This is a genomic window from Pseudorhizobium sp. NPDC055634 (assembly GCF_053618655.1).
In genome coordinates this window covers 143,148-157,692 of sequence record NZ_JBSHHW010000008.1, presented here as the reverse complement: position 1 = coordinate 157,692, position 14,545 = coordinate 143,148, and the positions used below count along the sequence as shown (strand labels likewise).

Sequence of the window (14,545 nt, the reverse complement as noted above, 5' to 3'; positions counted from 1 at the left end):
CGTGTCTATCTGCAAGCTTGATCCTCTCGAAGCGAGACACTGCCGCCCGGCCGGGCCTTATTTCGCAAGCACCCGCTGCGGGGAAAAGGTGATCTCGACGAGAGTGCCTTCGCGCGGCGTGGAGCTGATGGCGAAGGTCGCGCGATTGGCATCGACCATGGCCTTGGTCAAGGGGAGCCCCAGCCCAGTCCCGTCGCCCCGCTTCCGCGTGCCGCCCGCGACCTGCCGGAAAGGCTTCATGGCAAGCTCTAGTTCTTCTCGGGTCATGCCGATGCCGGTGTCGCGGATACGCAACGCCACGCTCCCGTTCGACTCATAGGCCGTCGAGACCACGATCTGCCCCCCGGACGGCGTGAAGCGGATCGCGTTCGACAGGATGTTGATGACGATCTGCTTGACCGAGCGAAGGTCGGCGACGACCTGGGGAACGGAGTGGGAGAGGGCGGTCCGAATTATGACCCGCTGCCCGTTCGCCTGCGGCTGCAGCAGCGAGACGGACTCCGAGACGGTCTCGTTGAGCTCTACGGCGACGAAATCGAGTTCCATCTCTCCCGCCTCGATCTTCGAGATGTCGAGGAGGTCGTTGACGATGTCCAGAACGTGCCGTCCCGAGCGGACGATGTCGCCGGCATATTCCACGTAGCGCGGGTGCCCGACCGGGCCGAAGTGCTCCGTTGCCATCATGTCGGCAAAACCGATGATGGCGTTCAGGGGCGTGCGGATTTCGTGGCTGACATGCGCGAGGAACTCGCTCTTGTGGGCATTGGCGGCCTCGGCGGCGCGCTTCGCCGTTCGCAGCTCCTCTTCCGTTCTCTTCCACTGGGTCACGTCCCGGATGACGGCGCAGAAGCCGTTGGACGAGGTCAGCCGGCCGATCGTCATGAAGAGCGGAATGAAGCCGCCGGACGCCTCGCGACCGATGACTTCGCGACCATCGTTGAGGACGCTGCCGACACCATGCCCGGACAGCATCCCGAGATAATCGAGGATCGCCTTCTGGCTTTCATGGGCGAAGAGCATGACGAAGGGTTTTCCCTCCGTCTCGTCGTTGTCGTAGTTGAAGAGCGCGCTCGCCGCCTGGTTCATGGAGCGGATCGTCCCGTCGACATCGATGACGACAACGCCATCCGTCGCTGTCTCCAGGATCGCCCTCAGTTCCTCGACCTCGACCTGCAAGCGGGCTGCCTGCTCGGGAACCGGCCTTGCGAGCGGGATGACGTCGGCGAGCGGCCGATCCCTTTCGGTCGCCGGCTCGGCTGCCGTCGGGATCATGGCGAGCATGAGCGCGGTTGCGTCTTCGAAGCGGACCGACTGAAGGCGGGCGGTGACCGGAACGATGCGGTCGTCTGCCCGGACGAGCACGAGGCCGCTTGCCTGCTCGTCGGCGCTTTCCAGGTCCTGCCGCTGCAGCAACGCGTCCAGGCCACCCACGTCCGCAAGGGCCTCGATCGACGGGTAGCCCGTCAGGCGCAGGAATTCGGGATTGGCGTGGATCAGCCTGTCCCCGACATGGACCAGCAGCGCGACGGGCATCTGGTCGAGGATTTCACCGGTAAGTCCCATGCGTTCCCGCGCCGCTGGAAGGTAACGCGTGTCGTCGCCGTCCTCGGCATCCCCCTGGTCCGCCTCCGGATCGCGATGCCCCGGTTCCGATGGTTCCTCGGCAGCGACTGGGGTCTCCTGAACGGCCTCAGGCGTGGCGGCGTCCGCTGCGGTGCCGTCGTCGGGTAGGCCCTGTTCATCGATCGGCGGCGCCCGCTCTTCCGGCGGATGTGCCTCGGTTCTGGTGGGCTCCTGGAATTCCTCGGAACTGCTTTCCGCCCCATCCTGTCCGCCGGCCTCGGCCTCCACCGGTCCCTGGCGGCCAATGAAGCCGTCGAGCTGACGGGCGATCTCGCGGAATGCGGCCTGCTCGACGGGCGAAAGGCCTTCCCTCCGGATACGCCGGTCCGGCAGTTGCACAACCTTGTCGGTGTTCGCTGGCGCCAGGTTCTCCACGACGCGAAGGACGGGCTTCTCGTCCTCCGGCAATTCGGGGAGGGGGGCAGCATCCATCTCTTCCGCCGGGACGGACGCATCTTCGAACAGCTCATTGTCGGAACCGTCCTCGTCGGCCGTCGCGACCTCGACCGCGGTGTCATCCTCTTCCGCAGGAGCCTCGATCGTCGGGTGCTCGGCAACCCCGGAAACGGGTGGAGCGGCGTCCTCCAATTCCTCTGGCGTCTCAGCGTCGGTCTCGCGACCGCCGGGCACGAGCGCCATTCCAAGCGCATCGGGATCCTCGACCGCATCGCTGACCCGGATGATGCCAAAGCCGCGGAAGCCGTCGAAGACGCGGTCGCGGGTGTAGGTCGGCAGCGCGGCAAGATCGATCGGAACCCGAAGCGAGGTTCCCTCGACGGGCCACCAGATGGTCTTGCCGGACCATGTATCGCGGCGGCGCAGGAGGTCCTGCAGCTTGTTTTCCGGATCGAGGCCGAACCTTGCGGAGACGGAGGCGAAGGTCTCGCCGCCAATGCTCGCCGAGCGCGGGCCGACGGCGCGGGCGAATTCCTCCGAGATTTCCTGGAAACGGCCCTCCGCATCGATCTTCCAGACGAACCGGGTCGCACGCCCGTCGCCGCGGAAGACGAAGTCGTCATGCGACGGTGGGGGCGCAGGCTCGGGGACAACTCGGGCAGGCGCCTCGGGCATGGCCGTGGCCTGCGCATCGTCGGGAGCCTCGCTTACCTTCGTTTCATGCCCTGCACCGGCCGAAGCCGGAATGGCAGCGGCCTCGTCCGCGACGACCTCTTCCTCCTCGACCGCAACCGGTACGAGGTCGAAGGCCACCACTTCCTCCGGGTCGGCGGGCTCCCGGATATGGGCGACCGCGTCGATGGCGGCGTCGAAACTGTCTGAATCCTGTGACTTGAGTTCCACGGCCGCAAGCGGATCGCTTCGTCCCGCCTCGGGTGCCAGGTCCATGCCGGCGGCCGCGGTCTCCACGACCAGCAGCAGGTAAAGCGCGGGGTCGTCGCAGAGCCGGCCCATGGCCGCGGGAAGGTAGCCCCTCGACGTCGGAACGGGCCGCTTCACGCGACGGCTCGGCTCGTTGTTCGCAATGGTCACCAGCATCTGCGCGGTATGCGGCGTCAGCCCGAGCGTCGGGAACTGCTTCGATGCCGCGGTCACGATCCCGTCGGGGCCGAGCACGGCCACGTGAATGTCGGGATCGTCCAGGCCCTCGATCAGGCCGGCGCCTGCACCGCCGCCATAGCCCGATATGCCGCCGACCGGCGCGGTGAACAGCACCGCTGCCTCGCCCGCAAGCTCGATCGGCATGCAGCGCGCCGAAACCGCCACGGCGCGAAATCCGGCCGAAACCCGGATTGTCAGCGGTTCCGGAGCACCGGAACGACCGGCCCGGACGCCGGCGCTTTCGACCTGGCGAAAGAGGAGGTCGTGCCGATGAGGGCCCTGGTCGAGGAAGTCATAGACGGAATCGTAGCCGAACAGACGGGCCCCGCGGCCGTTGGACCAGAGGACTGCGGACATGTCTGCGGAGAACAGCACGATGGCGTCGCCGTCCGCATAGTGGTCGCGCACACGTTCATGAACCGCGATGTCGATGAAGGGGTACTGTGTGGCAGGCATGGAGAGGCCCCGACGTCACGAGCGCAGATAGGGTTCTTAAGATAGTGTTAATAGCCCCAACGCCGATTTGGGTCCACAAGGGCCCATGCCTAATGCCTCGAAAGGTTAACGTCGAATGTTGCGCTGCACAATTTTGTTGCAATGCACAATGAAACTCACTATATATGACATATGAAGCTTCGGTTACCTTCCGAAGATACAAGTAAAGGAATACGAGGATGGCATACCGTACAGATGATATCTTCTCCTTCAGCGCCTTCGACCCGGCCAAGCTGACGGACAGCTTCCGTGAATTCGCCGAGAAGGGCGCAGCCCAGTCGCGCGAAGCCTTCGCCAAGGTGAAGGCCGCGACCGAAGAGGCCACCAAGACCGTGGAAACCACCATGCAGTCCGCCCAGGCGGGTTCGGTCGAGGTCGGTCTCAAGGCGATCGACGCATTGCGCACCAATGCGGATCTCTCGCTCTCCCACATGGAGGCCCTTCTCGGCGTGAAGTCCGTGGCCGAGTTCGTGGAACTGCAGACGACCTTTATCCGCAAGCAGGCCGAACTCACCGTCGACCAGGCCCGCGGCATCCAGGACGCGACGCGCAAGCTTGCCGAAGCCGTGAGCCAGCCGGGCAAGGAAGCCGCCGAAAAGGCCATGTCCACCTTCAAGGCCGCCTGAATTTCATAATCTCGAAAGCGGGAAGGGCCGGGTTCGAAATGCCCGGCCCTTCTTTTCGGATTGGGGCTTGCAAAAAATATCCGATGCTCGTATTTGACCGGAAAAGCCGCTGCGGCGGCTTGGATATGCGGTTGTAGCTCAGTTGGTTAGAGCGCAGGTTTGTGGCACCTGAGGTCGCTGGTTCAACTCCAGCCAACCGTACCATCTCCCGATCATATTTCAGAAAACATGTTCTTTCTGGCGTCGGGTGACGAGAAGCAAGGCGTTCGGCTTGCATCTTTCGGTCCGAGAACCTAGTTTTGGTTGCAGCGCACACTATGTTTGCAGCCATTCCCTCCGTCATATTCCGCCTGCGGCGCGAAACAATCGTAGAAGGACTGCTCCCATGTCTATTTCCGTGAGCAATTTCGACTCTGCAGAGAAGACCGGTGTTTCTGCAGATCGTGTTTCCAACATCCTCGCGGAAGCCCGCAAGGAACGAAACTATACCCTCGAACAGCTGGCCGTCGCGACCGGGCTGACCGTCAACGAACTGGCGGCCGTCGAAAGCGGCGAGGCAACCGACCCCGCCCTGGTGCAGCGCATCGCCTCCGCACTGGGCCTTCCGCCCGCGACTCTCCTCTGAGCCGGGTGAATTCCGGCTGGCTTGAGCCGAGAGACGAATATCGCGGTCCGTAAACGCAATCTTGATGGGAAGCTGTCATCCCTGCGGCATCTCGAAGATGCAGGACCTGACGGGACGCGAGCGTGGAGAATACCTTTCTGATCGAGGTGCGGGGCAGCCCGGGCGAGCTTTCGCCCGACTGGCCCTCCGGCGTGCCCGGACAACGGGGAGATGCGTTTCTGCACGCCTTCCAGACGCGTACCTTCCTTGGGGTGTGGCTGGAGAGCTTCGGACGCACCGGCCGGCAGAGCTTCCATTTCGTCGAGGTGAGGGATCGCGCCGGCCGTCCTCTGCTTCTCGTCCCGCTTCGCATCATCGTTGCCGGCGGCGCGCGGCTGCTCCAGTTCATCGACCACGAGGCGGCGGACTATAACGCCCCGGTGCTTTTCTCGTCCGGCCACGCCTGGACCCGCGAGAGTGCTAACCAACTCTGGCAACAGATTGTCGCGAAGCTGCCGCCCGTCGATGTCGTCGAACTCACCAAGATGCCGGGTGACGTGGAGGGCGTGGACAATCCGCTCTTCCTCCTGGGAAGCGGCGCCGGAGAACTCTCCTGTCATGCGACGGACCTGAGGCGCCCGTGGGCGGAAGTCGACCGCGAGGTCCCCAGGCGCACCACGCTCCTGCGCAAGATCAGAGGTCTCGAGCGGATCTCCCCCCTCGGCTTCCATGTCGCCGAAACGGCAGAAGAGGTCAGGCGGGTGACGGAGGTGATGCTGCGGCAGAAGCAGCGACGCTTCGAGGAGACCATGGTGCCGGGCTTCGACGTCGATCGCGACAAGTTCGACTTCTTCGACAAGGGAACCGCCCGCTTCCACCAGCAGGGCATGCTCAAGCTCTTCTATCTCACCTCCGGCGACAACACGATCGTGGCAACCATCTGGGGCCTAACCAGCGAGAAGCGCTACTACGCGATCATGCTGTCCTTCGAAGGCGACGAATGGACCAGGCACTCGCCCGGCAGCATTCTCTTCTACAAGGCCCTCGAATGGCTGCACCGCAACGGATACGAGTGGATGGATCTCGGGATCGGCGACGAGCCATGGAAGCTGGAAAGCTGCCGGACGACCATCCCCCTCGTCGAGCGCCGGGAGGCGCTGACGCCGCGGGGCCGCCTTCATATGGCACGCATGAAGTTGACGGAGGCTGTTCGGCGCACGCAGGCCTATCAGAGGCTCCGCCCCTTGAAATGGGTCGTCCTGAGAAAAATCCGGGGGCGTTGAGTTCTCGTCACAGGAAGATGTGGCGCTCCTCCTGAACGATGTCGTTGAGGTAGCGGACCAGCGTCCTTATCCGCGCCAGGTCACGGCTGCTTTCGTGATAGGTCGTCCAGTAGGCGCGCCGGATTGCCTTGTCGGGAAGAATGCGCACGAGTTCCGGATACTGGCGGGCGATGTAGTCGTGGAGGATGCCGATCCCCGCGCCGGAGCGCACGGCCTCCGTCTGGCCGATGGCGCTCGAGACCTCCAGGGTCGCATCCCAGTCGCGCATGATTTCGCCCGTGAAGTTGAGCGAGGGCGAGAAGATGAGATCCTCGACATATCCTATGCGCGGATGACGGCGAAGGTCGTCGACCGAACCCGGCATGCCATGGGTCTTGATGTGGCCCTGCGAGGCATAGAGGCCCAGCGTGTAGTCGGTCAGCCTGGACGAGACGAGCCGGCCCTCCTGCGGCCGCTCTATGGTGATGGCAACGTCCGCCTCCCGCTGCGATAGGGAAAAGGAACGTGGAACGGGTACGAGCTGCACCTTCAACTGCGGGTGCTGCCGCATGAGCCTTCCCAGCCTGGGCGCGAGGAAGGAGACGCCAAACCCGTCGGGCGCGCCGAGTCTGACCGTACCGCTGACACTGGTATCGATCCGCCCGGTCTCAGCCTGCGCCGCGAGCATCTGGGCCTCCATCCGCTCGGCCGCGGCAAGGTAGACCGTTCCCTCCGCCGTCAGCTCGCAACCGTTCGTCCGTCGCACCAGGAGGCGCGTGCCGAGCGCACGCTCGAGCGCCGTCATTCGCCGGCCGAGCGTGGCGTGGTTGATCCCGAGACGTCGCGAGGCGGCGAGGAGCTGACCGCTTCGCGCGACCGCCAGGAAAAGTCGGACATCATCCCAGTTCATACATCGCCTATGTACTAATTTGCACAATGGATGCGTAAACTATCGCGTTGTGCTGTGCAAATTTGTTTGCGACTCTGGGCTATCGCATCATCGGAGGGTTATTCAGTGTACGAGATCGGGCATTTCATCGGCGGCGAGCGCGTCGCCGGCAAGAGCGGGCGAACCGCCAACATCTTCAATCCGGCCACGGGAGAGGTCCAGGGTACGGTCTCCCTGGCGGGCGATGCCGAGCTGAACGCCGCGGTGGAAGCGGCAAAGGCCGCACAGCCTGCCTGGGCGGCGACCAATCCCCAGCGTCGCGCCCGCGTTTTCATGAAGTTCGTGCAGCTTCTCAACGAGAACATGGACGACCTGGCCGAGATGCTCTCCCGCGAACACGGCAAGACCATCGAGGATTCCAAGGGCGACATCGTCCGGGGCCTTGAAGTCTGCGAGTTCGTCATCGGTATTCCGCATCTGTCGAAGAGCGAGTTTACCGAGGGCGCGGGCCCCAACATCGACATGTATTCGATGCGCCAGCCGGTCGGCATCGGTGCCGGCATCACTCCGTTCAACTTCCCGGCGATGATCCCGATGTGGATGTTCGCGCCGGCCATCGCCTGCGGAAACGCCTTTATCCTCAAGCCGTCGGAACGCGATCCCTCCGTGCCGATGCGCCTTGCCGAACTGATGATCGAGGCCGGCCTGCCGAAAGGCCTGCTCAACGTCGTCAACGGCGACAAGGGCGCCGTTGATGCCATTCTCGCGCATCCGGAGATCAGCGCCGTTTCCTTCGTCGGCTCCACTCCCATCGCCCGCTACGTCTACGGCACGGCCGCCATGAACGGCAAGCGCGCCCAGTGCTTCGGCGGCGCGAAAAACCACATGATCATCATGCCCGATGCCGATCTCGATCAGGCCGCAAATGCCCTGATGGGCGCCGGATACGGCTCGGCCGGGGAGCGCTGCATGGCGATTTCCGTGGCTGTCCCGGTCGGAGAAGAAACCGCGAACCGGTTGATCGACAAGCTGACGCCGATGGTCGAGAGCCTCCGCATCGGCCCCTATACTGACGAGAAGGCCGACATGGGGCCCGTTGTGACCAAGGAGGCCCAGGCCCGCATCCGGGGGCTGATCGATCGCGGCGTCGAAGAGGGTGCCAAGCTCGTCGTCGACGGGCGCGACTTCAGGCTGCAGGGCTACGAGGACGGCTATTTCGTCGGCGGCTGCCTCTTCGATCACGTCACGCCCGACATGGATATCTACAAGACGGAGATCTTTGGTCCCGTTCTCTCGGTCGTGCGCGCCAGGAATTACGAGGAAGCGCTCGATCTGCCGATGCGGCACGAATACGGAAACGGCGTCGCTATCTATACGCGCGACGGAGATGCCGCCCGGGACTTCGCCAGCCGCATCAACATCGGCATGGTCGGCATCAACGTGCCGATCCCGGTGCCGCTCGCCTACCATTCCTTCGGAGGCTGGAAATCGTCCTCCTTCGGCGACCTCAACCAGCACGGCACGGACTCGATCAGGTTCTGGACCCGCACCAAGACCGTCACCAGCCGCTGGCCTTCCGGTATCAAGGACGGGGCCGAATTCGTCATGCCGACGATGAAGTGAAGCCGTAAAGGAAGGCGCCGCCGAAATGCAGCGTCTTCTTTTTTAGCATCTGTTGACGTTGCATCCCTTCGCCCTAATTCGCCTCGTCTAGGAGCGGGACGATGGTTTACGAATGGGATGAGAGGCGCGCCAGACGCGCCTACTGGAGCAGGGTGGCCGTGGGTGCCGTTATCGTTCTGGCTCTTGCCGGAGCATGCGCCTGGACAGCGGCGGCCTTCATCTGAACTCACAGTTGCGGGAGGTTAGGGGAGGCCGTTTCTGCGGCCTCCCCGTCAGGTCTGTCAGTCGTTCGGGCCTTCGTTGACGCCGACCTTGTCGACCAGCTCGGACGCCTTCTTGCGGTTTGCGGCAATGTCGGCAAGCGGCAGCGTGTCGGGCTTGATCTCGCCGAAGGCCTTCACGACGTCCGACGGCTCGGCGCCCGGCATGACCGGATATTCGAAGACCTGCTCCGCATAGATCTTCTGCGCATCGCCGGACGCGAGGAATTCCATCAGCTTGATCGCATTGTCCCGGTTCGGGGCGTTCTTGGCGAGCGCCATGGCCGAAATGTTGACGTGCGTGCCGCGGTCGCCGGTGTTCGGGAACAGAATCTTGATGGCGCCGGCCCAGTCCTTCTGCTCCGGCTCCTTCTCGTTCGTCTGCATCAGGCCGACATAGTAGGTATTGCCGAGCGCGATGTCGCATTCGCCGGCGAAGATCGCCTTTGCCTGGTCACGATCGCCGCCGTTCGGCTTGCGGGCGAGATTGTTCTTCAGGCCGGTCAGCCACTGCTCGGTATATTCCTCGCCATGGGCGGCGATCATCGAGGCGATCAGTCCGATATTGTAGGAGTGCTGGGCGTCGCGAATGCAGATCTTGCCCTTCCACTTCGGATCGGCGAGTTCCTCGTAGGTGATCTCGTTCTGGGGGACGCGATCCTTGGAGGCGTAGACGACGCGGCCGCGGGTCGTAAGCCCGAACCAGTCACCGGCGGGATCCCGGAAATGAGCGGGAATGTCCTTGTTGATCGTCTCGTTGTCCGTCACCGGCTGGGTGACACCGCCGTCCTTGGCTTCCATCACACGGGAGATGTCGACGGTGAGGATGACGTCGGCCGGCGAATTTGCGCCTTCCGCCTGGATGCGCTCCACCAGCCCCTTGTCGAGGAAGAGGACGTTCGTCTCCACGCCTGTCCTCTTGGTGAATTCCTCGAGCAGCGGCTTGATGAGGTCGGGCTGCCGGTAGGAGTAGATGTTGACTTCGCCGTCCGCCAGCGCGCTGACGGGGAGAAGCGAGACGCCCGCCAGCACGGCTGGGGCGATCATGGATAATAGTCTGGTCATGCTTTTCCTCCACCTGGTTATGAATCTTGATTTGAGAAGTCATGAATTACGTCGGGGGTCAATAGCCCACGCGGGGGAGGGGCGCTAAACTTGATCAAAAATTTCTTATTTTGGAATTGTTCAAAACTAGCCAAGTCATTATATGTAGGTCTGACAAGACTCGGGAGAATGCAATGCGGTTGACGAAGCAGACGAACTATGCGGTACGCATGCTCATGTACTGCGCGGCCAATGATGGGCAACTGAGCAGGATCCCCGAGATCGCGAAGGCATACGGCGTTTCCGAACTCTTCCTTTTCAAGATCCTTCAGCCGCTGACCAGGGCGGGTCTGGTGGAGACTGTTCGCGGCCGCAACGGCGGCGTCCGACTGGGGCGCCCGGCCGACAAGATCACCCTGTTCGACGTGGTGAAGGTAACCGAAGACAATTTCGCGATGGCGGAATGCTTCGAGGATTCCGTTGCCGAGTGTCCGCTGGTGAACAGTTGCGGCCTGAACTCGGCCCTGCGCAAGGCGCTGAACGCATTCTTCGATGTGCTGTCGGACTACACGATCGACGATCTGGTCAAGGCCCGGCCGCAGATCAACTTCCTTCTCGGCATCGACGAGCCCCGCACGCCCCGCTTGGCGGCCGTGCCCGCCGCCTGACGGCCCTTACTGTCTTCCCCCGGCAGGTGCTGCCGGGTTGACCTGCGGCTTTCGTGCAATACGAGGGATAGGCTGGCCGGCGGAGCTTCCGTCTCGACAAGGCGGTTGAATGTCCCTCGCCGATCTTCGCATCTTCATCCTCACCGCAGTCCTCGCATCGGCGGGTGCGGGTATCGCATATCTGCTCGGCCTGCCCGCTCCATTCCTGTTCGGCCCCGCGTCCGCGGTCAGCATTGCCGGTCTTTCGGGCATGCGGCTTTCCATCCCGACGCTTGTGAAAAATGCCTGCTTCGTCGCGGTCGGCCTTTCGATGGGAACCGGGCTGACGCCCGAGGTACTGGTCGCCGCTAGGACATGGCCGCTGAGCTTTCTCCTTGTCCCCGTTGCCGTCGTCATCCTCCTCTATTCGGGCACCTGGGTGCTGCAGAGGTTCTTCGGCTATGACCGCACGACGGCGCTGCTTGCGGCCTCTCCCGGACATCTGAGCTTCGTGCTCAGCCTCGCGGCCGACACCCGCAGCGACCTCCTGGCGGTGGGCGTGATCCAGAGTGTCCGCGTCCTTGCCCTGACCTTGACCGTCCCGCTGATCGTCGACGTTCTCGACCTCGTCGGGACAGCCCCGCCGCCCGCCGCGACCATGGATGCCTGGGCGCTCGCGAGCCTGTTCGCCGCGGCCCTGGCGCTCGGATGGCTTTTCACGCGGTGGCGGGTGCCGGCGGCCCTTCTCATGGGCGGCATGATCGCGTCGAGCGCCACCCATCTCGGTGGCCTGCTGGAAGGGAACCTGCCTGACTGGCTCATGATCCCGACCTATGTTCTCCTCGGCGCGCTGATCGGCTCCCGTTTTTCCGGCGTCTCCATCAGGGCCTTGCAGACTGCCTTCCTCGCCGGCGCCGTGGTGACCGTCGTCGTGGTGGTGCTGGCCGCCGCCATCGCGGCCTTCGTCTCGCATGTTGCGGATGTCCCGGTCGATGCCGCGCTGATTGCCTTCGCGCCGGGCGGACTTGAAACCATGGCCGCGATGGCGGTCATGCTCAATGCCCAGCCGACCTATGTGGGGGCGCATCATATCCTGCGTCTCTTCCTCCTTTCCGGACTGATGCCCTATGCCTTGCGTCGTGATCTGGCCAAGACCTGAGGCCAACCTGTGCAGGATGCGTCTTGCGACTTGAGCTTTGGGCAGAAGGTCGGGTACCTGATCATCCAATCCCGCTTTACGAACGAGTAGTCAAATGACCCGCAACACAGCTTCCGCAATTATCGTCATGGGCGTCAGTGGCGCCGGCAAGTCCTCCGTGGGCGAGCGGCTGGCCCAGGCACTCGGATGCGACTTCGCGGAGGGAGACAGGCTTCATCCGGCCTCCAACGTCGAGAAGATGGCCAAGGGCGTTCCGCTCACCGACGAGGACCGGTGGCCGTGGCTCGATCTCGTCGGGCAGGAACTGGCCGGTGCCGTCTCGCAGGGCAGGAGTCTCGTCCTTTCCTGTTCCGCGCTGAAGAGGGTCTATCGCGACCGGCTTCGCCAGGCCGCCGGCGGAAAGCTGAAGTTCGTCTTCCTCAAGGGAACGCCGGAACTGCTGGAGGTCCGGATGGGCGAGCGCACGGGCCACTTCATGCCGCTGTCCCTGCTTCACACCCAACTGGCCACGCTGGAGACGCCGGAAGGCGAGGAGGGTGTCGTCACCGTAGACATAGACGCGACGCTAGACGACATCGTCGCCGCGGCGGAAACCGGCCTGAGGAAGCTCGGCGTCTGACCGGTTCGCGCGGATAACGTCCCCGCATTGTCAGATCGTGATCGATTCAGCGGCTGCTGGATGATCTGGATCACTTTGTCTTCCGTAAAAACAGATATCGTGGATCTCGTCAGGCTGGCGGAAGAGGTGCCGGCGGCCCGGTTCACGGCAGGCATGGGAGACGCGATAATGTCGGATACGTTGGATTGCGTCACGCAAGGCCTGCTGAGGCGCATACCGAAGCAGGAACGCAGCCGCGAAAGGATCGACGATATCCTCAAGGTCTCCATGGACCTGATCGGCAGCAAGGGGATTGATGCGGTCACGATGAAAGAGATCGCATCCCTGGCGGGCGGTCCGATCGCGTCGATCTACCAGTACTTCCCCAACAAGAGCGCCATCGTCACGACGCTGTACAAGGGTTACGTGGACGGGGTCGAGACCGTCATCCGCGATGGCGTGGCCAAGGTCGAAACCGTCGACGACCTCTTCGTGGCGATCGAATACATCTTCGACCACTACTACCAGAGCATCAGGCGGACGCCGGCCCTGCAGGACATTCTGAATGCGGTGCAGGCCGACAAGGAGCTTGCGGTCCTGGATTTGAAGGAATCCCGGCACCACGCCCGGATCTTCTCCGATGCGACGTCGCGGTTCGTTTCCCCGGAGCGGCGGGAAGAGTTCGCCCGTATGGTCTTCCTGATGTTCCATCTGGCCGAAGCCGCCGTCCGTCTGGCCCTGCTGGCCGACGAGGACGAGGCGGTCTTCGTCATCCGCGACTTCAAGTCCGCGTCCGCCGTCCAGATGCGGCGGTTCCTCGCCGGGGCGGAGCCGACCGCCTAGCGACGGCGGAGGGGCGTCAAAGCCCGAGCCTGTCCCGCAGTCCGTACCACCAGGCACCGAGGACCGTAAGCGGCACCCTGAAGGTCTTGCCGCCCGGGAAGGGAAGGTTGGGAAGCGAAGCCCAGACATCGAAGCGCTCCGCGTGGCCGGCCACCGCCTCGCCGAGAATCTTGCCCAGGAGGTGGGTTGTGGTTACCCCGTGGCCGCTGTCGCCATGCGAGAAATAGACTTTGTCGGACAGCCGTCCCACATGCGGGATGCGCGTGAGCGTCAACGCGAAATTCCCGCTCCAGGCATAGTCGATTCGGGCATCCTTCAACTGCGGGAATGTCTTCAGCATGTTGGGCCTGATCACGCCCGTCAGGTCCTTCGGGTCATGCCCCCCGTATCCGATGCCGCCACCGTAGAGCAGTCGGTTGTCCGAGGTCCGGCGGTAGTAATCGAGGATGTAGTTGGCATCCTCGACGCAGTAGTTTGCCGGTAGGAGGGCTTCCGCCAGGTCCTTGCCCAGCGGCTCGGTCGCCATGACCTGGCTCGACACGGGCATCATGCGCCCGTGGATTTGCGGCAGGAGAGGGTGCAGGTAGGCATTGCCGCAGACCAGCACATAGGCCGACGTGACGGACCCTTCTGCGGTCCGCACGACCGGGCGTTCCCCGTCCTCCAGCGCGATTGCACGGGAGCCTTCGAAGATCTGCGTGCCGAGCCGTTCGGCGGCCGCGGCTTCGCCCAGCACAAGGTTGAGGGGATGGATATGTCCGCCCAGGCGATCGATCATGCCGCCCGCATAGCGGTCGGTCCTGACATAGTGGCCAACCTCCTGCCGGGAGACCATTTCAAGGCCGCCGTGGCCATGCTTCTCCCAGTGCCGCTTGTGCGCCTCCATTTCCCGGATCTGCTTGTCCGTGAACGCCGCAAAGAAGCCTCCGGAAACGAGGTCGCAGTCGATATTGTAGGTCGCCACCCGCTGGCGGATGATCTCGCCTCCCTCCAGCGACATGGCGCCGAGCGCGACCGCCTTCTCCTCGCCGTAACGTGACGCGATCGTCTGGAGGTCGCGGCTGTAACCGTTGACGATCTGCCCGCCGTTGCGGCCCGAGGCCCCGTAGCCGATCCGTTCAGCCTCCAGCACGACCACCTGGTAGCCCCGCTCGGAAAGTTCGATTGCGGCTGAAATTCCCGTGAAGCCCGCGCCGATGATGCAGACATCCGTCTCGATGTCACCGTGAAGCGCAGGGCGCACGCGCTTGTCGTTGGCCGAGGCCGCGTACCAGGAATTCGTATGTCGGGGATTGTCGCTGGTCTTGAAGCTCAT

At 63.6% G+C, this 14,545-nt stretch carries 12 protein-coding genes and 1 tRNA gene; 9 read left to right on the top strand and 4 right to left on the bottom strand.

What is annotated here, in order from left to right; all coding sequences use genetic code 11:
• Positions 1-57: 57 nt before the first annotated feature.
• A complete protein-coding gene (locus tag ACWGPT_RS14740) occupies positions 58-3,636 on the bottom strand; it encodes an ATP-binding protein (protein ID WP_452606365.1) in 3,579 nt (1,192 codons plus the stop codon).
• Positions 3,637-3,854: 218 nt separating this feature from the next.
• Between ACWGPT_RS14740 and ACWGPT_RS14735 the strand changes: the two genes are divergently transcribed.
• From ACWGPT_RS14735 to ACWGPT_RS14720, 4 genes are all read left to right on the top strand, one after another.
• Positions 3,855-4,301: a phasin gene (locus ACWGPT_RS14735; RefSeq protein ID WP_452606364.1), complete on the top strand. Its 447-nt coding sequence runs from the start codon at positions 3,855-3,857 to the stop codon at positions 4,299-4,301.
• 127 nt (positions 4,302-4,428) lie between these two features.
• A tRNA-His gene (locus tag ACWGPT_RS14730) sits at positions 4,429-4,505 on the top strand.
• A gap of 181 nt (positions 4,506-4,686) precedes the next feature.
• Entirely contained in the window at positions 4,687-4,926 is a 240-nt protein-coding gene (locus tag ACWGPT_RS14725; RefSeq protein ID WP_452606363.1) for a helix-turn-helix domain-containing protein, read from the top strand.
• A 122-nt stretch (positions 4,927-5,048) separates the two neighbouring features.
• Positions 5,049-6,188, top strand: a complete 1,140-nt coding sequence (locus ACWGPT_RS14720; RefSeq protein WP_452606362.1) for a GNAT family N-acetyltransferase — start codon at positions 5,049-5,051, stop codon at positions 6,186-6,188.
• Between the two features lie 7 nt (positions 6,189-6,195).
• Here ACWGPT_RS14720 and ACWGPT_RS14715 read toward each other — a convergent pair whose 3' ends face one another.
• Entirely contained in the window at positions 6,196-7,077 is an 882-nt protein-coding gene (locus ACWGPT_RS14715; RefSeq protein ID WP_452606361.1) for a LysR family transcriptional regulator, read from the bottom strand.
• A 105-nt stretch (positions 7,078-7,182) separates the two neighbouring features.
• Here ACWGPT_RS14715 and ACWGPT_RS14710 point away from each other — a divergent pair, with 105 nt between their 5' ends.
• Positions 7,183-8,679 carry a CoA-acylating methylmalonate-semialdehyde dehydrogenase gene (locus tag ACWGPT_RS14710; protein WP_452606360.1) on the top strand — a complete coding sequence of 499 codons (1,497 nt, stop codon included), beginning with the start codon at positions 7,183-7,185 and terminating at the stop codon, positions 8,677-8,679.
• Positions 8,680-8,960: 281 nt separating this feature from the next.
• Here ACWGPT_RS14710 and ACWGPT_RS14705 read toward each other — a convergent pair whose 3' ends face one another.
• Positions 8,961-10,004 carry a Fe(3+) ABC transporter substrate-binding protein gene (locus ACWGPT_RS14705; protein ID WP_452606359.1) on the bottom strand — a complete coding sequence of 348 codons (1,044 nt, stop codon included), beginning with the start codon at positions 10,002-10,004 and terminating at the stop codon, positions 8,961-8,963.
• Between the two features lie 173 nt (positions 10,005-10,177).
• On the opposite strand from ACWGPT_RS14705, the gene rirA reads away from it, so the two are divergent.
• The 4 genes from rirA (at position 10,178) to ACWGPT_RS14685 (ending at position 13,230) form a co-directional block, all read left to right on the top strand.
• Entirely contained in the window at positions 10,178-10,651 is a 474-nt protein-coding gene (rirA, locus tag ACWGPT_RS14700; protein WP_452606358.1) for an iron-responsive transcriptional regulator RirA, read from the top strand.
• 109 nt (positions 10,652-10,760) lie between these two features.
• The gene (locus ACWGPT_RS14695; protein WP_452606357.1) at positions 10,761-11,789 is read left to right on the top strand and encodes an AbrB family transcriptional regulator; all 1,029 of its coding nucleotides are present in this window, start codon (positions 10,761-10,763) and stop codon (positions 11,787-11,789) included.
• A 94-nt stretch (positions 11,790-11,883) separates the two neighbouring features.
• A complete protein-coding gene (locus ACWGPT_RS14690) occupies positions 11,884-12,408 on the top strand; it encodes a gluconokinase (RefSeq protein ID WP_452606356.1) in 525 nt (174 codons plus the stop codon).
• A 168-nt stretch (positions 12,409-12,576) separates the two neighbouring features.
• Complete coding sequence (locus ACWGPT_RS14685; RefSeq protein ID WP_452606355.1) at positions 12,577-13,230, top strand: TetR family transcriptional regulator; 654 nt, start codon at positions 12,577-12,579, stop codon at positions 13,228-13,230.
• Between the two features lie 16 nt (positions 13,231-13,246).
• Here the strand turns inward: ACWGPT_RS14685 and ACWGPT_RS14680 are convergent, their stop codons facing one another.
• Positions 13,247-14,545 carry an NAD(P)/FAD-dependent oxidoreductase gene (locus ACWGPT_RS14680; RefSeq protein ID WP_452606354.1) on the bottom strand — a complete coding sequence of 433 codons (1,299 nt, stop codon included), beginning with the start codon at positions 14,543-14,545 and terminating at the stop codon, positions 13,247-13,249.